Annotated in this window: 14 protein-coding genes and 1 pseudogene; 5 read left to right on the top strand and 10 right to left on the bottom strand. The window is 61.0% G+C overall.

Features of this window, described 5'->3' with window-relative positions; translation table 11 throughout:
• Positions 1-127: 127 nt before the first annotated feature.
• The 3 genes from glnT to folD are packed head-to-tail and all read left to right on the top strand — an operon-like array spanning position 128 to position 3,207.
• Complete coding sequence (gene glnT / locus K2U94_RS02905) at positions 128-1,429, top strand: type III glutamate--ammonia ligase (RefSeq protein ID WP_243065772.1); 1,302 nt, start codon at positions 128-130, stop codon at positions 1,427-1,429.
• A gap of 42 nt (positions 1,430-1,471) precedes the next feature.
• Positions 1,472-2,338, top strand: a complete 867-nt coding sequence (gene purU, locus K2U94_RS02900) for a formyltetrahydrofolate deformylase (protein WP_243065771.1) — start codon at positions 1,472-1,474, stop codon at positions 2,336-2,338.
• Positions 2,335-3,207 (top strand): bifunctional methylenetetrahydrofolate dehydrogenase/methenyltetrahydrofolate cyclohydrolase FolD, encoded by an 873-nt coding sequence (gene folD / locus K2U94_RS02895; RefSeq protein ID WP_243065770.1) that lies wholly within the window; start codon positions 2,335-2,337, stop codon positions 3,205-3,207. Before purU ends, folD begins: the two co-directional genes overlap by 4 nt.
• On the opposite strand, the gene K2U94_RS02890 is transcribed toward folD, so the two are convergent.
• On the bottom strand, positions 3,118-3,525 hold the full coding sequence (locus tag K2U94_RS02890; RefSeq protein ID WP_425332542.1) for a Hint domain-containing protein: 408 nt from the start codon (positions 3,523-3,525) through the stop codon (positions 3,118-3,120). The genes folD and K2U94_RS02890 overlap by 90 nt on opposite strands.
• A 15-nt stretch (positions 3,526-3,540) precedes the next feature.
• Positions 3,541-3,645: pseudogene (locus K2U94_RS20720) on the bottom strand (methyl-accepting chemotaxis protein); the annotation flags it as partial.
• A 189-nt stretch (positions 3,646-3,834) separates the two neighbouring features.
• Between K2U94_RS20720 and K2U94_RS02885 the strand changes: the two are divergent.
• A complete protein-coding gene (locus K2U94_RS02885) occupies positions 3,835-4,104 on the top strand; it encodes a hypothetical protein (protein ID WP_243065769.1) in 270 nt (89 codons plus the stop codon).
• A 170-nt stretch (positions 4,105-4,274) separates the two neighbouring features.
• Here the strand turns inward: K2U94_RS02885 and K2U94_RS20715 are convergent, their stop codons facing one another.
• Together K2U94_RS20715 and K2U94_RS02875 are read right to left on the bottom strand one after the other, a co-directional pair.
• Positions 4,275-4,493 (bottom strand): hypothetical protein, encoded by a 219-nt coding sequence (locus K2U94_RS20715; RefSeq protein WP_425332499.1) that lies wholly within the window; start codon positions 4,491-4,493, stop codon positions 4,275-4,277.
• A gap of 63 nt (positions 4,494-4,556) precedes the next feature.
• The gene (locus K2U94_RS02875; protein WP_243065768.1) at positions 4,557-5,153 is read right to left on the bottom strand and encodes a recombinase family protein; all 597 of its coding nucleotides are present in this window, start codon (positions 5,151-5,153) and stop codon (positions 4,557-4,559) included.
• A gap of 400 nt (positions 5,154-5,553) precedes the next feature.
• Between K2U94_RS02875 and K2U94_RS02870 the strand changes: the two genes are divergently transcribed.
• The gene (locus tag K2U94_RS02870) at positions 5,554-5,766 is read left to right on the top strand and encodes a hypothetical protein (RefSeq protein ID WP_243065767.1); all 213 of its coding nucleotides are present in this window, start codon (positions 5,554-5,556) and stop codon (positions 5,764-5,766) included.
• 62 nt (positions 5,767-5,828) lie between these two features.
• Here the strand turns inward: K2U94_RS02870 and K2U94_RS02865 are convergent, their stop codons facing one another.
• From K2U94_RS02865 to K2U94_RS02840, 6 genes are all read right to left on the bottom strand, one after another.
• Positions 5,829-6,173 carry a hypothetical protein gene (locus K2U94_RS02865; RefSeq protein WP_243065766.1) on the bottom strand — a complete coding sequence of 115 codons (345 nt, stop codon included), beginning with the start codon at positions 6,171-6,173 and terminating at the stop codon, positions 5,829-5,831.
• 421 nt (positions 6,174-6,594) lie between these two features.
• Positions 6,595-7,080, bottom strand: coding sequence for a DUF6714 family protein (locus tag K2U94_RS02860; RefSeq protein WP_243065765.1), 486 nt, complete (start codon positions 7,078-7,080; stop codon positions 6,595-6,597).
• The gene (locus K2U94_RS02855; RefSeq protein WP_243065764.1) at positions 7,065-11,324 is read right to left on the bottom strand and encodes an RHS repeat-associated core domain-containing protein; all 4,260 of its coding nucleotides are present in this window, start codon (positions 11,322-11,324) and stop codon (positions 7,065-7,067) included. Before K2U94_RS02855 ends, K2U94_RS02860 begins: the two co-directional genes overlap by 16 nt.
• 537 nt (positions 11,325-11,861) lie before the next feature.
• Positions 11,862-13,244 carry an IS1182 family transposase gene (locus K2U94_RS02850; protein WP_243065763.1) on the bottom strand — a complete coding sequence of 461 codons (1,383 nt, stop codon included), beginning with the start codon at positions 13,242-13,244 and terminating at the stop codon, positions 11,862-11,864.
• A gap of 55 nt (positions 13,245-13,299) precedes the next feature.
• Positions 13,300-14,031: an SMC-Scp complex subunit ScpB gene (gene scpB, locus K2U94_RS02845; RefSeq protein WP_243065762.1), complete on the bottom strand. Its 732-nt coding sequence runs from the start codon at positions 14,029-14,031 to the stop codon at positions 13,300-13,302.
• An 8-nt stretch (positions 14,032-14,039) separates the two neighbouring features.
• Positions 14,040-15,122, bottom strand: a complete 1,083-nt coding sequence (locus K2U94_RS02840) for a DUF1403 family protein (RefSeq protein WP_243065761.1) — start codon at positions 15,120-15,122, stop codon at positions 14,040-14,042.
• Positions 15,123-15,228: the final 106 nt, after the last annotated feature.

Below are 15,228 nucleotides of genomic sequence, written 5' to 3'. Positions count from 1 at the left end.
GCTGCTGCGCGAATTTTGCGCATATATAATCATATGCAACTTTGTTTCTTGACAGTGTTCGTCGTCCGCGCTTTCCCTATCTGCGCCAAGTTCGTTCGCGACTTGCGCCATCGCCATGAGGAATCAGATGACCACCGATCTCTCCAAAATCGCCGCGGAGCGCGGCATCCAATATTTCCTGATTTCCTATGCCGACCTTTTCGGCGTGCTGCGCGCCAAGCTGGTTCCAGCCGCCGCCATCGGCGGCATGCAAAAGAACGGCGCCGGCTTCGCCGGTTTCGCCTCGCATCTCGACATGACGCCCGCGCATGCGGACACGCTGGCGATCCCCGATCCGGCAAGCCTGATCCAGCTGCCGTGGAAGCCGGAAGTCGGCTGGCTTGCCGCAGATCTTTACTGCGATGGCGAGCCTGTGCTGGATGCGCCCCGCAATGTGCTGCGCCAGCAGATCGCCCGCGCAAAAGCGCTCGGCTATCAGCTCAATACCGGCGTCGAATGTGAATTCTTCCTTCTGACCAGGGACGGAAAGGCGATCGCGGACGCGGCGGACGAATATCCCAAGCCGTGCTATGACCAGCAGGCGCTGATGCGGCAATACGAGTTGATCAAATCGATCTGCGACTCGATGCTGCAACTCGGCTGGAACCCTTACCAGAACGATCATGAGGACGCGAACGGCCAGTTCGAGATGAATTGGGAATACGACGACGCACTGGTCACCGCCGACCGCCACGTCTTCTTCAAATACATGGTCAAGACGCTCGCCGAACAGGCCGGCTATCGCGCCACCTTCATGCCGAAGCCGTTCAATCACCTCACGGGGAACGGCTGCCACGTCCACGCCTCGCTGTGGCGGGACGGGAAGAACCTGTTCGAGGACGAGACCGGCGAACTCGGCCTGAGCGCCTTGGCTTATCATTTCCTCGGCGGCGTGATGAATTCGGCCGCCGATCTCTGCGCCATCTTCAATCCCAGCGTGAACAGCTTCAAGCGCATCAACGCCGCGCGCACCGCGTCAGGCGCAACCTGGTCGCCAAATTCCATCACTTACACCGGCAACAACCGCACCCACATGGTGCGCATCCCCGAGCCGAACCGCTTCGAATTCCGGCTGCTCGACGGTTCGACCAATCCCTATCTCGCGCCCGCCGCCTTGCTGATGGCAGGCCTCGACGGCATTGAGAACAAGCGAGATCCTGGCAAGCGCCTCGATATCGACATGTACGCTCACGGGCATCTGGTTGAGAACGTCGCGAAACTGCCATTGAACCTACTCGACGCCTTGAGGCTGTTCGACAAGTCGGCCGTCGCGCGCAAGGGTTTCGGCGATTCCTTCGTCGATTCCTATGTGAAGCTGAAGATCGAATCGTGGAACGATTTCATGCGCCACGCCTCCGAGTGGGAACGCATCCACACACTCGATTGCTGACGCCATCCCGCGACCTTTAGAAATGCTGCATTGGAGTTCCGCATGGACCCCCAGGTGAAGTCCTATGTCCTGACGATCTCCTGTCAGGACGCCGTCGGCATCGTCGCCGCGGTGGCCGGCTTCCTGTCCGGCCGCAACCTGTTCATCACCGAATCGGCGCATTACGGCGATCCCGAGACCAACCGCTTTTTCATGCGCACCGTCTTTCGCGGTCCCGCCGACGTCGCCGCGCTCGCAGAGCTGAAAAACGCCTTCGCGGCCATCGGCGAGGATTTTGGCATGACCTGGCGAATGGACGACGCGCTGAAAAAGTCGCGCGTACTGATTCTGGTGTCGAAGTTCGACCACTGCCTCAACGACTTGCTTTATCGCTATCGCATTGGCGCCTTGCCGATCGAAATCCCGGCGGTCGTCTCGAATCATCCCGACCTGCAACGGGTCGTGGAATGGCATGGCATCCCCTATTATCACCTACCGGTGACCAAGGAGACCAAAGCCGCGCAGGAAGCGAAGATCCTCGAAATGATCGACCGGCTGAACATCGACCTTGTCGTGCTCGCCCGATACATGCAGGTGCTATCGCCGGAAATGTGCAAGGCGCTGGCGTGGCGGACCATCAACATTCACCATTCCTTCCTGCCAAGCTTCAAAGGCGCCAAACCTTATCACCAGGCCCACGCGCGCGGCGTGAAGATTATCGGCGCCACGGCGCATTACGTCACCAGCGATCTCGACGAAGGCCCAATCATCGAACAGGCGGTCGAACGGGTCGACCACACCCAGACGGCCGAGGACTTCGTCGCCATCGGCCGCGACATCGAGAATGTCGTGCTGTCGCGCGCGGTGAAATTCCACGTCGAGCGGCGCATCATCGCCAATGGTTCGAAGACCGTGGTGTTTCGGCAATGAGCGCGCGCATCATCGATGGCAAGGCTTTTGCCGAAAGTCTGCGGGCCAAGATATCTTCGCGGGTGGCGAGTCTCGTCGCGCGCACGGGCCGAGCGCCGGGCCTTGCCGTGGTGCTCGTTGGCGACGACCCGGCGAGCCAGATTTATGTCCGCTCGAAAGCGAAGCAGACCGTCGAGGTCGGGATGCGCTCGACCGAAGTGCGCCTGCCCGCCGAGACCAACCAGCAGGATCTGCTTGCTGTAATCGAAGTCATGAATGCCGATGACGGCATCGACGGAATATTGGTGCAACTGCCTCTGCCGGAACATATCGACGAGGCGGCCGCGCTGGCGGCGATCAGTCCGGAAAAGGACGTCGACGGCTTTCATGTCGTCAACGCCGGATTGCTGGCGACCGGCGGCAAGGGCGTCGTCCCCTGCACGCCATCCGGCGCGATGATGCTGATCGAGGATGAGCAGCGCGACTTGTCCGGGTTGGAGGCGGTCGTCGTCGGGCGATCCAACCTCGTCGGCAAGCCGATGGCGCAGCTTCTGCTCAAGGCCAATTGCACGGTGACGGTCGCCCATTCGCGCAGCCGCGAACTTCCCGGCCTCTGCCGCCGCGCCGACATCCTCGTCACAGCGGTCGGCTGCCCGGAGATGATTCGAGGCGACTGGATCAAGCCCGGCGCCATTGCTATCGACGTCGGCATCAACCGTGTCCCGGCCCCGGAACGCGGCGAAGGAAAAACGCGTCTCGTCGGCGACATCGCCTTCTCTGAAGCGGTCCAAGTCGCGGGCTCAATAACGCCGGTTCCCGGCGGCGTCGGCCCGATGACCATCGCTTGCCTGCTCCACAATGTCCTGAGGATTGCCGAAAGCAAAGCCTGAAGTCCCTTTTCGGTCGATATTGTCGATGAAGGTCTCCGCCGGGGCGTTCTCGGCGAAGATCAGCGAGTGGTCGTCGATTTCGGTGTGGTAGTGGACGAACGCCCTCGGCAGGTTCACGTCGCGGCCGATCGACGTCCCGTTTCCCAGCGCGCCGGCGTTGTTCAGTACACCATCGATGAGCAGGGCGCGCTCGTGCGAGAGCAGCAGATCACGCGAGGGCGTGGTCTCCCCGAGCGCGCCAGCCTTGACGCGGATCGAGAGGCCGCGGATCGGGTCGGCGAAGGCGGGCGAAACCGTCTGCTTGCCGAGCCAGTTCACCTTCCTGGCGGCGCCTTCGGTCGTCAGCACCAGAAAACCTTTGCCGCCTTCCCCGGCTCGCGCCGCCTCCACGCTGGCGTTAAGCGCCAGCAGATTGGTTTGAAACACGATTTCGTCGATCATGTCGACCACGGCGCCGCGCTTGCAAGGAGGTGCCCGATTCAGGATCGCTCGCTTCGCGGCTGCGGCTTTGCGCCAGCAGCGCGAGTTCGTCGTCCTCCAGGCCTGCAAGCCGCGAGAGCGCATGACCCTGTTCGGAGAGCTGCTTGAGTAGGATCAAACGCCGCCGCGGCGCAAGGACATCGAATTTTGTACATTGGATCGGATCTGCCGGCCAAAGACCTCGCCGCTGTTCTGCTGAAGAACGAGGCCGATCTTGCTGTCATCAGCTATGTGCTGCCCACGCCCGCATCGGCGCAAATGCAGCGCGATCTCGCGCGGGCGCTCTCAGGGCGCGTCGAGATATGGCTCGGCGGGCCGGCGGGCCGAATCCAGGATTTGGGAACGCTTCCAGCGGGCGTTGCGGCGCTGCACAGTTTTGCGCCTTTCGCGGAGCGGCTGTCGCTCCGTTCAAGGTAATCGGGCAACCCAACTGTTATGATACAAATTGCCGATCAATGGCGGCTTACTCAGAGACGTTGGCTTCCCACGGGGGTCCGCCGTTGCCCTTCAACCTGCCATACAACGTAGGGCAGCTTCCCGGCCGTTTGAGCCGTTCATCATTGGGAACGAGCGTAAGATTTCCACCCCTAGGCTTCATCCACTGCGCCTTCAGACTCCGCTTCGTCGACCTCAGAGTCGTCGGCATCGAGAAACACGCCTTCGTCGTCGGCAAGGCCCAAGGCGCCATCGAGTTCGATGTCGGCCTGAGGGCGTTGCAGCAGACCTTCCTCCTCCATGCGTTCGATGTCGGGGAGGTCGCGCAGCGTTCCAAGCCCAAACACCTCCAGGAATTTTTTAGTCGTCACATAGGGGTCACGACAAGATCAGAGCAATATAGCACGCTAACTTGGACAAAGCCGGAACGCTGACTATTCGGCTGGCGATTTCGAAGCTGGCGCCGACCACCCGGCGCGGTGAAGCGTATCGATCAGCGTCGAGCGCGGGATTTTGAACGTCCTGCACACCGAAGCCTTGCTGGCGCCGCCTTCCAAGGCGGTCGCGATCTGTTCGAGCTTTTCCGGATCGATTGTCACCGGGCGTCCGCCGCGCCGCCCTCGCCGCTTTGCGGCTTCAACGCCCGCCAGAACGCGCTCTTTGATCAGCGCCCGCTCGTATTGCGCCAAGGCTCCAAAGACCGAGAAGAGGAGTTCGCCCTGCGGCGTGGCGGTGTCCATCTGCTCGGTAAGGGAGCGGAACGCGACGCCGTTTTTCTTGAGATCCTCGATGATCGACAAAAGGTGAGGCAGCGACCGCCCCAGACGGTCCAATTTCCAGACGATCAGGCAATCGCCGCGCCGCAGGTCCGCCAGGCACGCCTTGAGGCCGGGCCGGTTATCTCGCGCACCGCTGGCCTTGTCGACATCGAGATGCCGCTCGTCGACGCCCGCCGCGATCAGAGCGTCGCGCTGAAGATCGACGGACTGACGTTCGTCGGTGGAGGACACCCGCATATAGCCGACCATCATGTACGGAAAACCCTTCGTTTGGAGTTTCCGCACAGATTACCATGCCGACATGGGTTTCCGTATAAAATTGTGGATCATTTGAGCGCGATCTTGGCCGCTGCTCCCGGCTGCACGACAATCAGGTGTTTTCCGTCATGCGCAATTTGTCCCTGGAGGCGTCGGATGAGCGAATAGAACCGGATCAAGGAGGCCCTCGTCGCCGGGCGCCTCGAAAAGCCGTGTGCGCTCCGCGTCGTTCAGCAGGCCCCGTCGCGCCATTGCGCTCTCCGATGCTGTCCGGCAATCGATCATTTGATGGCGTGCTTTCCGCTATGTCGCCCTGAACCCTGTGCGGGCGCGAGACTGGCCGCACTCGAGCGTGCGCGCTTGCCTCGCGCGCCACGACGACGGGCTTGTGCGCGTGCGGCCAACCCTTGACCGCGTCGAGCGCTTCGCCGACCTGTTGGAAACCGACCCTGACGATCCGGCCTTTGCCGCGCTGAGACGTTCGGAATTGATCGGCCGTCCCCTCGGGTCGGAAACCTTCGTCCGCGACGCGGAAACCCTGCTTGGCCGCCCGCTTGCCCCGGCCAAGCGCGGGCCCAAGCCGAGGAAGGCGCACGAGGAGAAGTAAAGAGAATTACGGGCGTGTCACCGTAATGCAATTGCGCGGTTCGAACGCGGCACATCATTCCTTCAAAATTGTCGAACCTCATCATCTGTTACCTGCATGATCGTCAGCTCGAAAACAAATGCCTGAGCGTCAGGCGGCGCATCATCCGGAATGCTGTTGAATATTGATCGTAAGTCCTCGCTGAGAGAAACACTGACATTCTGTCCTTCATCCCCACCAAATTGGAGGCGAATGTGAGTTTCATAATGTTCACTCGCGTCTGCTTTGTGTATCCACGCTAAATCATCACTCAAAGCCTTTATCGCGTCGGGGTTGCAATAAAGCGTAACTCCGCGATTATCTGCCTGGATGGCAATTCGCACGGACTTTTTTACTATTGGTCGTACAGGATGCTTGTCCCGATTCATTTTACGTCTCTCTTCAATCAGTTCGTAGCTGCCGCCGCTTCGCCTCCGACCACTAGCGCGGGAGCGCAAATTTGCGGAAAAGCAAGACAAACACCGACTGCCGTTGCGCCAAGACAAGCGCCGCCAATCAATTTATAATTGGGAGAATAGAATTACGGTGACACGCCCTCTTTTACCGAAATTTGGAGTTTTGGTGACACACGATTACGTCATCGTAATTTCGCTTACCCCGGCCAAGCGCGGGCCCAAGCCGAGGAAGGCGCATGAGGAGAGGTAAAGGGAAATACGGGCGTGTCACCGTAATCGGGTGGTATCGGTCCACATGATTTTCCCTCGATGCGTCGCGACACCGTGGGAATCACAAGCGGCTGATATCACTCAACCTATTTTTCGGTCAGGCTCTTAGCAAGTCAATTCACCTTCAATCATAGAGCCTATCGGCAAGCGCCTTTTCCGCGTTCAGCTTTGCCGCGGTGCCGTCCTGCTCAGCATCGACCGCATAGGCGAGAAAAAGTCTTATCGCCGAGCGTTGATTAAGGTTCAAAGCCCCGATGAACTGCCGCCACCAAATTCCTCGTGGCTCACGACGTTGGTTCGGAGGGATCAACCCTTCGACAGCGTCATCAAAATTATTGCTTCTTAGCGCAGAGATAAGCAATGATGGCAGGTAATAAATATATGCAGATGGTGTCATGCACGTCATGACAGTACCAACGCGGATCCCGGTCATTCTCCAGTGATGCTCGCTTATTTCGGTCCATTTGCGCGTTTGGAACTGCTCTGCAATGTCATCTTCGATATCGTCATTGCGGCGCAGTGCTCCAAAGAAATCCGATGGTATCGGTGCGTCAGGAAACGAGCGATTTATTGCTGCCTCAACAGCACTTTTTTCTATGGGGTTGTGCATGTCGCCAACATCCCTTCGCAAATCGCAGCTTCCTGTCTGGCGGTTGTGTATGCTTGCTGATGGCCATTGTCTCCGCCCTTGTAACAAGCATCGTTAATTTTCTTTCTCGCGTCACCACATGCGGTGAAGGCTGCGATGCGCTGTTTCATGGATGCGCAAGAATCGCTCGATCGGCAACGCGGTGGAAGTGGTTTGCACAACGCGTTCACTTGATTTTGGAGACTTTGCCGATAATCGTCGTTGCAATCTGAATTATTTGAGTGGGTCCAATCCAATAATTTGGCGCAGATTTTCGCACCTCCTTTCGCGGCTGCCGCAGCCGCGACGGCAAATGCAGCCGCGCAGGTAGGGTTCTCCGCGCACGCAAGCGAAATTACGGCCGCCTGCTGACCATCCTCGTCCACGCGGGCCAGCGGGTTTCCGCCGACATAATTATTCACGCTGGGCCCGTCGGAGAGGAGCGCCGTCAACCCCAGCGGGTCGGGCTCGACATAGCGCCCGATCGTGGCGTCGTAATGCCGATGCCAATTGTAGGCGAGCCCGCTTTCGAGCTGGAACCATTGGCCGGGGAAGCGCAGGTCCATGGTGGCGGGATTGGTCCAGATATAGCTCGTGGCGCCGAAGGGCGAATAGATGACGTCCCACACCCAAGCCCAATTCTGCGCGGTCATCCGCGCGGGGCGGCCGAGATGGTCGGTGTGGACATAGTAAATCGTCGGCGTCGAGGTGTTGATCCCGGCGACGACGGCCACCGGTAGATCGCCCATCCAGATATATTCGCGCAGCGTATTGCCGGACGTGTCGGTCTCGGCGATGACGTGGCCGGAGAGATCATAAACATAGAGCGTAGTGGTCGTCGTCGTGCCCTGGGTGACGGTGCGCGACGCCAGCCGCCCGTCGGCGTCATAGGCGTAAGCTCCGGCATTGGCCGGCGCGCTGGTCTGAAACGCCTTGGCCAGCCGCCCCCGCACATCATACTGAAAAGTCATGCCGAGCGCGCCGGCGCGGCTGTCGGTGAGCATGTTGCCGGCGGCGTCATAGGTGAAGGATCGCGTCGAAGAGGAACTCGCCACCGAGCCGAGTTGGTTCGAGCCGAGGTTGTAAAGATAGGAGGAGAGGACGCTGTTGGCGGTTTCCGACAGGCGGTCGCCATTGGCGTCATAGGTCCAGGAGAGCGCCCCGTAATAGCCGTTGGCGGAGGCCAGCCGGCGCGCCGGCGTATAGGTGAAGGTTTGGGTCTGAGAATTATAGTTGCCCGGCGTCGTGCCGGGGAACTGGTTGTCGATGATCGAATTGATGATGTCGTCGCCGGTCCAGGACAGCGAGCGGTCGAGCGTTGCGCCCAGATTGGAGGGAGGGCCGACCTGAACGCGGGTCACGCGATAATCGGTGTCGTAGGTAAAGACCGTCTGCAGTCCATTGCCATGATAAAATCCGGCCAACGGGCCGAAGGGTTCGTAAGTGGCGTTGCCGATGACGGCCTGGGCCGCCGCGGCGCTGTTCTGCTGGGTGGAGATCGCCGAAATGCGCCCGAGCGTATCGCGGACGTAAGCGACGATGCGCCCCGAGGGATAGGTCATCGAGGTGATATTGCCGGCGAGGTCGTACGTATAGCCGACCGCCAGCGCCGGCGCCGGATTGTTGGTGCGCCAATCGACGACGATCCGACCCTTGCCGTCGAAGACCCGCCAATTCAGCGCCGCCTCGTCATTGACGCCGACGAGATTGCCCAGACCGACATTGGCGCCGTTGTTCTGGACGTCCCATGTGAAGCCCCGCCACCAACTGGGGTTCGAGGGGTAGGACTCATAGGTCAGACGTCCCTGAGCGTCATATTGCATGTTCGACACGATGCCGCGCGGATCGATCTTCTGCGTCACTCGCCCGCGCGAGTCGCGATAATAGATTGTCGTGCCGCGGTCGGGCGATTGCTCCCCGATGATCTCGCCAAAACCGTTGCGCGCAAAGACGGTGGTCAGCGCCCGCGCGTCCTGGTAGCCGGTGATGGCGTCCAAGCCGTTGCGGGTCAGGTTGACGGTGGCGTTTTCCTCGTTCGTCTGGCTGATCAGGCGGTTGAGCGCGTCATAGCCGTTGGAGAACACGTTCGAGCGCGGATCGGTGATCGACAACAGATTATTGGTGCGATCATAGCCGTAGGAATAGGTGGAATTGGATGGCGTCGCCCCGAGCCATTTGATGATGCGGCCGAGTTCATCGAACACGGCGGTTTTGGAATAAGTGGTCACGCTGCTGGCGTCGGCGTAGGTCACTGAAGTGGCGTCGCCCATGGCGTCGCGCGCGTAGGTGATTGTCTCGCCAGCCGCATTGGCGACCTTGGTCAGGCGGCGATCGGAATCGTAGGTATAGGTGGTAGTCGCGCCGTTGGGATCGGTGGTCGAAGCAACGTCGCCGACCGCGTCATAAGCGATGGTCGTCGTTGCAGGACTGTTCGCCGTGTCGACCGAGACGTTCGTCAAGCGGCCTCTGTAGTCGTAAGCCAATGTGGTGACGATGCCGTTCGGATCGGTGATCTGGGTCGGCTGGCCGAGGCTGTTGACCGAATTGATGGTCGTCACAAGGCCCATCTCATTGGTGACGGAGTGGAGATAGCCATTTGAATCATAGGCATAGTGCACGACGGCGCCCGTCGGGTCCGTGACGCTCGTCAATAGGGAGCCCGCAAAATTATAGGCCCAGGTGCGGGTCTGGCCGTTGGTCGAATAAGGAACGGACTGTGTCGTGGTGTCGGTCTGGGTGATGGAGGTCACCAGGCCGTTGACGACGGTTTGCGTGGTTGTACGTCCCGGCGCGACAATGCTGGTCGGGATGTTGAAGACCGGATCCCAGGTGTAAGACGTCGTCACCGCCTGCGCCGAGCCAGCGCCGCGAGTCACCGAGGTCGGGCGCCCTTGCGCGTCATTGACATAGGTGGTGACGCGGCCTTCCTCGTCGGTCACCGAAGCGACGAAGCCGTTGGCATCGTAAGTGTAGGAGCTGTTGGAGGCGACGCAATTGGCGCTGGCCTGGCCGTTCACGCTTTGCAGCGTGGTGTTGTAACCGTTGAGCGGGTGACTGAAATTATAAACCGTCTGCTTGCCGAGAGGATTAGTGACGGTGCGGGTCAGGACATTGGGATTGCTCGACCCCGCCGGCGTATAAGCGACGGAATAATTGTTCTGCCCGTCGGCGCCGCTGGCGGATATGGCGCGGCCGACGTCGTCATAGGTTACGGTCAGCGTGCGCACGCCCCGCGCATCGACGATGCCGGTGAGAAAATCGGGGAAGCCGGTATTCTCGTAAAGATAACTCGTGTTCTCGAGCGTGACGCCGCTGGCGTTCGTGCGCGTCACCGACTGGATCGTGCGCACATAAGGTGTCGTAAACGTTCCGTTGGAGTTGAGCGACGTCCCGTAAGCATAATTGAGCGTGGTTCCATCGGGCAGACCGATGGACTTTATGGCCACAGGGACGTTGGTGTAGATGATAGGCTCACCATAAGCGCCGCCGCCCGACAGAAATGCAAAATAGGTCCAGGTGAAGCTGAAGCTGCGATTGCGCGAATCGGCGATCGACTGCAATGTGCCCGAGCTGTCATAGGTATAGGTCTGCGTATAGCCGTCCGGCAGGGTCTTGCTGATCGGGCGGCCGATGGCGGAGTAGGACGTTCCGGTCGCTTGCGACTGGAAGGTCTGGAAGACCCAGGTCTCCTTGGTTTTGGCGTCAACGACCGTCCATTGCGTCGGGGTCGTCGATTGCGTCGACCAGCTCGACGAAGTCGAGCCGTTGTAGGCGACCGAATAACGAGTCTGCGGCGCGACATTCTGTTGCGGAACCAGAACGTTTCCGGACGCGGGCTGGCTGAAATTATAGGCTGTGCCGTCGGGCATGCGCAGGGACAGCGTTCCGGCGCTGTTTCCGGTCCCAAGATGGAGTTCGGGCAGGAAATCGAAAGCCCAGCCGCCGACCCAACCGGCAGGGACGTCGTAATTGATAATCGCTGACAGCGTCCGCGCGCTGCGATAGGTGCGCCGGATCGCAAACAGCCCGTCGGCGGTGGCGTAATCCTCCGCGCTCTCCATCTGTGCGCCGTCCATCACGGAGATCGGATCTCCGACGATCGGAGCGGGCGCTCCATTGTTCACTTTGCACGAGGGAGAGGGCGGAACCACCTCGTTGCTGAGCACGCATTGATTATTGATCCGCGTGTAGCCGTTCTGACAGACCAGCTGGACCGTCGTCGGCAATATCGTTCCGCAAGAATTGATGCCACCGGAGCATCCATTCCCGGCGCTTGTCCAATGACACGCATAGATGTACGGCTGGTTCGGGGCCTCAGTTGCGCCAGTGTATTGATTATTTGGCGCTTTGCCGTAAGACAAATATTGCGCGTAGCACGCTTGGTCCGGCGTCGGGAAATAAAGGCTGGGGGCGTTGAGTTGCACCGTGAACCAACCGAGGGTGCTGGCGTTTTGCGCCCGCGTCGGCGTCGCGATGGCTAAAACCGCAAGAATGCCGAAAACGACACAGGCCTTGCGCGCGATCTTAAATAAACCTGTCATAATTGTAAGCCTCATTGAAATATATGGTGCCAAACTGTCGACATGAGGTCGTTTTATGGCAGATTAATTGCGTAATGAAATCACTGTCAAGCTGATATTTGACTACAATTATATCAATAGCTCCTGAATGCGCTCCACACTCAAGGCACGCTTATCTTTTACTATTTATGACAGCTTTGCGTCTTCGTGATGAAAATTAAGCTAAGAGTCGTTCCGACGATTTCATGATTTTTTCGAGAGCCTTGCGATTCTGCGGGCCATGAGCCGGATCATGGCCAGTTGCACGAAAGCGAGTTGGGTGCGGCTCAGGTTTTCGAAGTCCTTGGCCAGGCGTCGGCATCGTCCGAGCCATCCGAACGTGCGCTCGACGATCCAGTGTTTGGGCAAGACGGTGAAACCCTTCGCGGCGTCCGACCGCTTGACGATTTCAAGCTCCACATTGCCGGCGCGCTTCAGTTTCGCCCGCATTTTCTGCGTCAGATCGCCGCCGATCTTGCGCTTGGCCTCCATTGGACGCTTGGCCCGCCCGGTCGCCACATAGGCCTGAATCTTCCGCGAAGCGAGCGCAAAAAGGTTGCCCTCACTGCAATACCCGGCGTCCGCCGACACCTCCTTGGACTTGCGCCCGAGATTGGCGCAGACGCGGTCGACCATGGGAACAAGTTGCGGCCAGTCGCTCATACTTTGCGTCAGCCCGTGCGCGACGATGATTTGCGCTGTTCCATCGACCGTTGCCTGCGCGTTGTAGCCCTGGACGAAGCCGTCCTTGGTCAGCAGGACTCGGCTGTTGGGATCTGTGAAATTGCGCTGCGCCTTGGGAGCGGGTTCGTTCGACGGAGGGCGCGGACGCGGCCCCGAACGTTTGCGGTTGTCGGCCTTTCGCTTCTCCTCCGCCGCACGCTCGGCCTCGGCTTTCGCCTTCGCTTCGGCCGCAGCCTCTTCCTCAAGCGCTTGTCTGGCCTCACGGATTTTGGCGAGGCGCTTTTGTTTGTCGGCAACCCAATCGGGCATCTCGTCGCCGCGACGGCTCGCGCCGTGCAGCGCGTCCTCCTGGGCGTCGGCTGCTTCCGCAGCGGCGAGCCAGCGATCGACCTCGGCGCCCAGCTCCGCCTCGCGCGTCTTCATGCGCTCGTAGCTCATCGCCTTGTGCTTCGAGGCGTTGGCCTTGATTTTCGTGCCGTCGAGCGCGACGTGCCCGAGCTTGGCCAGCCCGGCCTTCTCCGCGAGCTTCAGCACCTGCAAGAACAGGTTCGCCAACGCCGCCAGATGCCGCTTGCGGAAGTCGGCGATCGTGCGGAAATCGGGAGCGTCGTGCGCGCGGATCATCATAAAATCGACCCGCTCGCCGCAGGCCCTGGCGATCCGGCGCGACGAATAAAGCCCGGAACAATAAGCGTAGAGCAATAGCGCTGTCACCATGCGCGGGTCGAACGGCGGCTGACCGAGCGCACTCTTGTAGACGCTGTTGATCTCCGACAAATCGAGGCTCTCGCGCGCCAAGGCGACCACGAACCGCGACAGGTGGCCCGCCGGCACATAATCGGCGACCCCCGCCGGCAGCAATTGCGTCTGATCGATCTTCGACGGCCGAAATGTTCTGCTCATGCGGAGAACGGAATCATATTCGCCTGAAAAATGCTACGACTACTCGGACAGGCTCCTAGGCTTCATCCGCCGTCTCTTCGGACTCGGCTTCGTCGAACTCAGGGTCGTCGGCTTCAAGACCTTCGCCTGCGTCGTCGGCGAGCCCCAAGACGCCGTCGAGTTCGTTGTCGGCCTGAGGGCGCTGCAGCAGGCCTTCCGCCTCCATGCGTTCGATGTCGGGCAGGTCGCGCAGCGTTCCGAGTCCAAATACCTCCAGGAATTTTTTCGTTGTCACGTAAGCGAAGGGCGCGCCAGGCGCGGGCGCGCGCAAGGCGCCGTCGATGAGACCGAGGCGCTTCAGGCGGGCGATGACGTCGCGGCTGATCTCCTTGCCGGCGAGGCGCGAGAGGTCGGCGCGGGTGGCCGGCTGCAGATAGGCGATGGCCGTCACCGCGAGCTGTTCGCTCGGCGTCAGTTCGGGCAGACCGGCGTCACGCAGTTCACCCGAGCGCGCCGCCCGGATCGCCTCGGCGAAACGTGGTTTGGTGCGGAATTGATAGCCGCCGGCGACGAACGCGAGTTCATAGGGCCTAGCGCGCAATTCGTCGGCGATATCGCCGATCAGCTCGTCGAGCTTGCAGCTCTTCCCCACCAGCAGCGCCAGCTTTTCGCGCGCCACCGGAGCGGAAGACGCAAAAATCGCCGCCTCGACGCGGCCCATCCACTCGCGCCAGCGCGCGCCTTCCGGCAGATCGTCGAGCTCCGGATCGAACCGCGCTTCCCATTGGCGCTTTTGGGGCCGGGCCATGCGCGCCCTCACAAACCGTAAAGGCGAAAACTGGGCCGGCCCGAGAGCTCGCGGACCGCGCCCAATTCGAGCAGCCGATCGAACAGGCGGCGCGCCGCGCGGTCGGAAAGCGCGGTTGTTTTCGCGGCGCGCGCCGGGCTCACGGCGTCGTCGGCGAGCAAAAGCTCGATCACCCGCGCGGCGCCTTTGGCGCGCAATTTTGGCGCCGCCGCCAGCAATCGCTCCGAGCGCCGCGCCAGCTCAATGGCCAGCGCGTGCGCGTCGCAGGCGGCCAGCGCAGCGGCCGCCGCCAGGATTTCCGGCCATTGCCGATCGCCCGGCCGCGGCCGCTTGCCGCTCGCGCCGCGCCGCAGCGAAGGGGCCAAAATCCGCGTCGCCAGCAGCGCAACCGGCCGCTCCCAGCCAAGGCTTTTCGCCAGCGCGCAATCGGCGGCCCACAGCGCCAAAACCTCCGCCTCCGCGCGCATTTCGGGCGGCAGCGCCTCGGCGACCCGCGCGGCGGCGAGCGCCGCCGCTAAGAGCGGAGGACGATCTTTCGCTATCGCCTCTCCAACGGAAGCGCCGAGACTTTTCGCATCGAGCGTCGGCGGCGCGTCGAGCAAAAGCAGGACGCGCGCAAAAACCTCGCCGTCGAGCCGCGCCGGCCGGAGGCTGAGCGCGCGCCACAGACGATGCAGCCGCCCGGCCCGACCGGGATCGGCGCCGGCCAGGCCAAGATGCTCGGTGTCGCGCAAGTCGCCCTCGTCTTCGCGCAGCCGCAGAATCTTGGCTGAAGCGCCCGCCGCGCGCAGCGCCAGGCGCTGGCGCAAGGCCCCGGCGAAGGGCGGGTTTTCGCGAAAAACCCGGTCGAGCAACGCCAGGCCGGCGCCCGCCGCAAAGAATGCCTCGGCCGCGAATTTTTGTGGGTCGGCGGCGCCTGGGGATTTCTCGTCTGCTCTCGCCCAGGACGGAAAAACAAGTTGAGTCAGTGGGTTCGCAAGGACCTCTGGCGTCGCCTCGCGCCGGGAATGGCGGCGGCGCGGGCTTGCGTCAGCCGAAGCGTCGACCAGTTGCGGATCGGAGAGCGGACGCGAAGGCGCGAATCGAGGCATGTCGGAGCTTAGCAGATGACGGCGCTTTGTCAGCTAAAATGGCGCGAAATCCGCCGCGCTTGTCGTGTGCTAAATATGTCCGATAATGTTGCCTTATCGGACATAA

The organism is Candidatus Rhodoblastus alkanivorans, assembly GCF_022760755.1.
Classification (GTDB): Bacteria; Pseudomonadota; Alphaproteobacteria; order Rhizobiales; family Beijerinckiaceae; genus Rhodoblastus; species Rhodoblastus alkanivorans.
This window is presented reverse-complemented; position numbering and strand designations above follow the sequence as displayed.

Bases quoted from the DNA above. Each gene is read 5' to 3' on its own strand.
- glnT (WP_243065772.1), top strand. From the start codon at position 128: ATGACCACCGATCTCTCCAAAATCGCCGCGGAGCGCGGCATCCAATAT.
- K2U94_RS02840 (WP_243065761.1), bottom strand. From the start codon at position 15,122: ATGCCTCGATTCGCGCCTTCGCGTCCGCTCTCCGATCCGCAACTGGTC.
- folD (WP_243065770.1), top strand. From the start codon at position 2,335: ATGAGCGCGCGCATCATCGATGGCAAGGCTTTTGCCGAAAGTCTGCGG.
- scpB (WP_243065762.1), bottom strand. From the start codon at position 14,031: ATGGCCCGGCCCCAAAAGCGCCAATGGGAAGCGCGGTTCGATCCGGAG.
- K2U94_RS02860 (WP_243065765.1), bottom strand. From the start codon at position 7,080: ATGCACAACCCCATAGAAAAAAGTGCTGTTGAGGCAGCAATAAATCGC.
- K2U94_RS02865 (WP_243065766.1), bottom strand. From the start codon at position 6,173: ATGAATCGGGACAAGCATCCTGTACGACCAATAGTAAAAAAGTCCGTG.
- K2U94_RS02875 (WP_243065768.1), bottom strand. From the start codon at position 5,153: ATGATGGTCGGCTATATGCGGGTGTCCTCCACCGACGAACGTCAGTCC.
- purU (WP_243065771.1), top strand. From the start codon at position 1,472: ATGGACCCCCAGGTGAAGTCCTATGTCCTGACGATCTCCTGTCAGGAC.
- K2U94_RS02850 (WP_243065763.1), bottom strand. From the start codon at position 13,244: ATGAGCAGAACATTTCGGCCGTCGAAGATCGATCAGACGCAATTGCTG.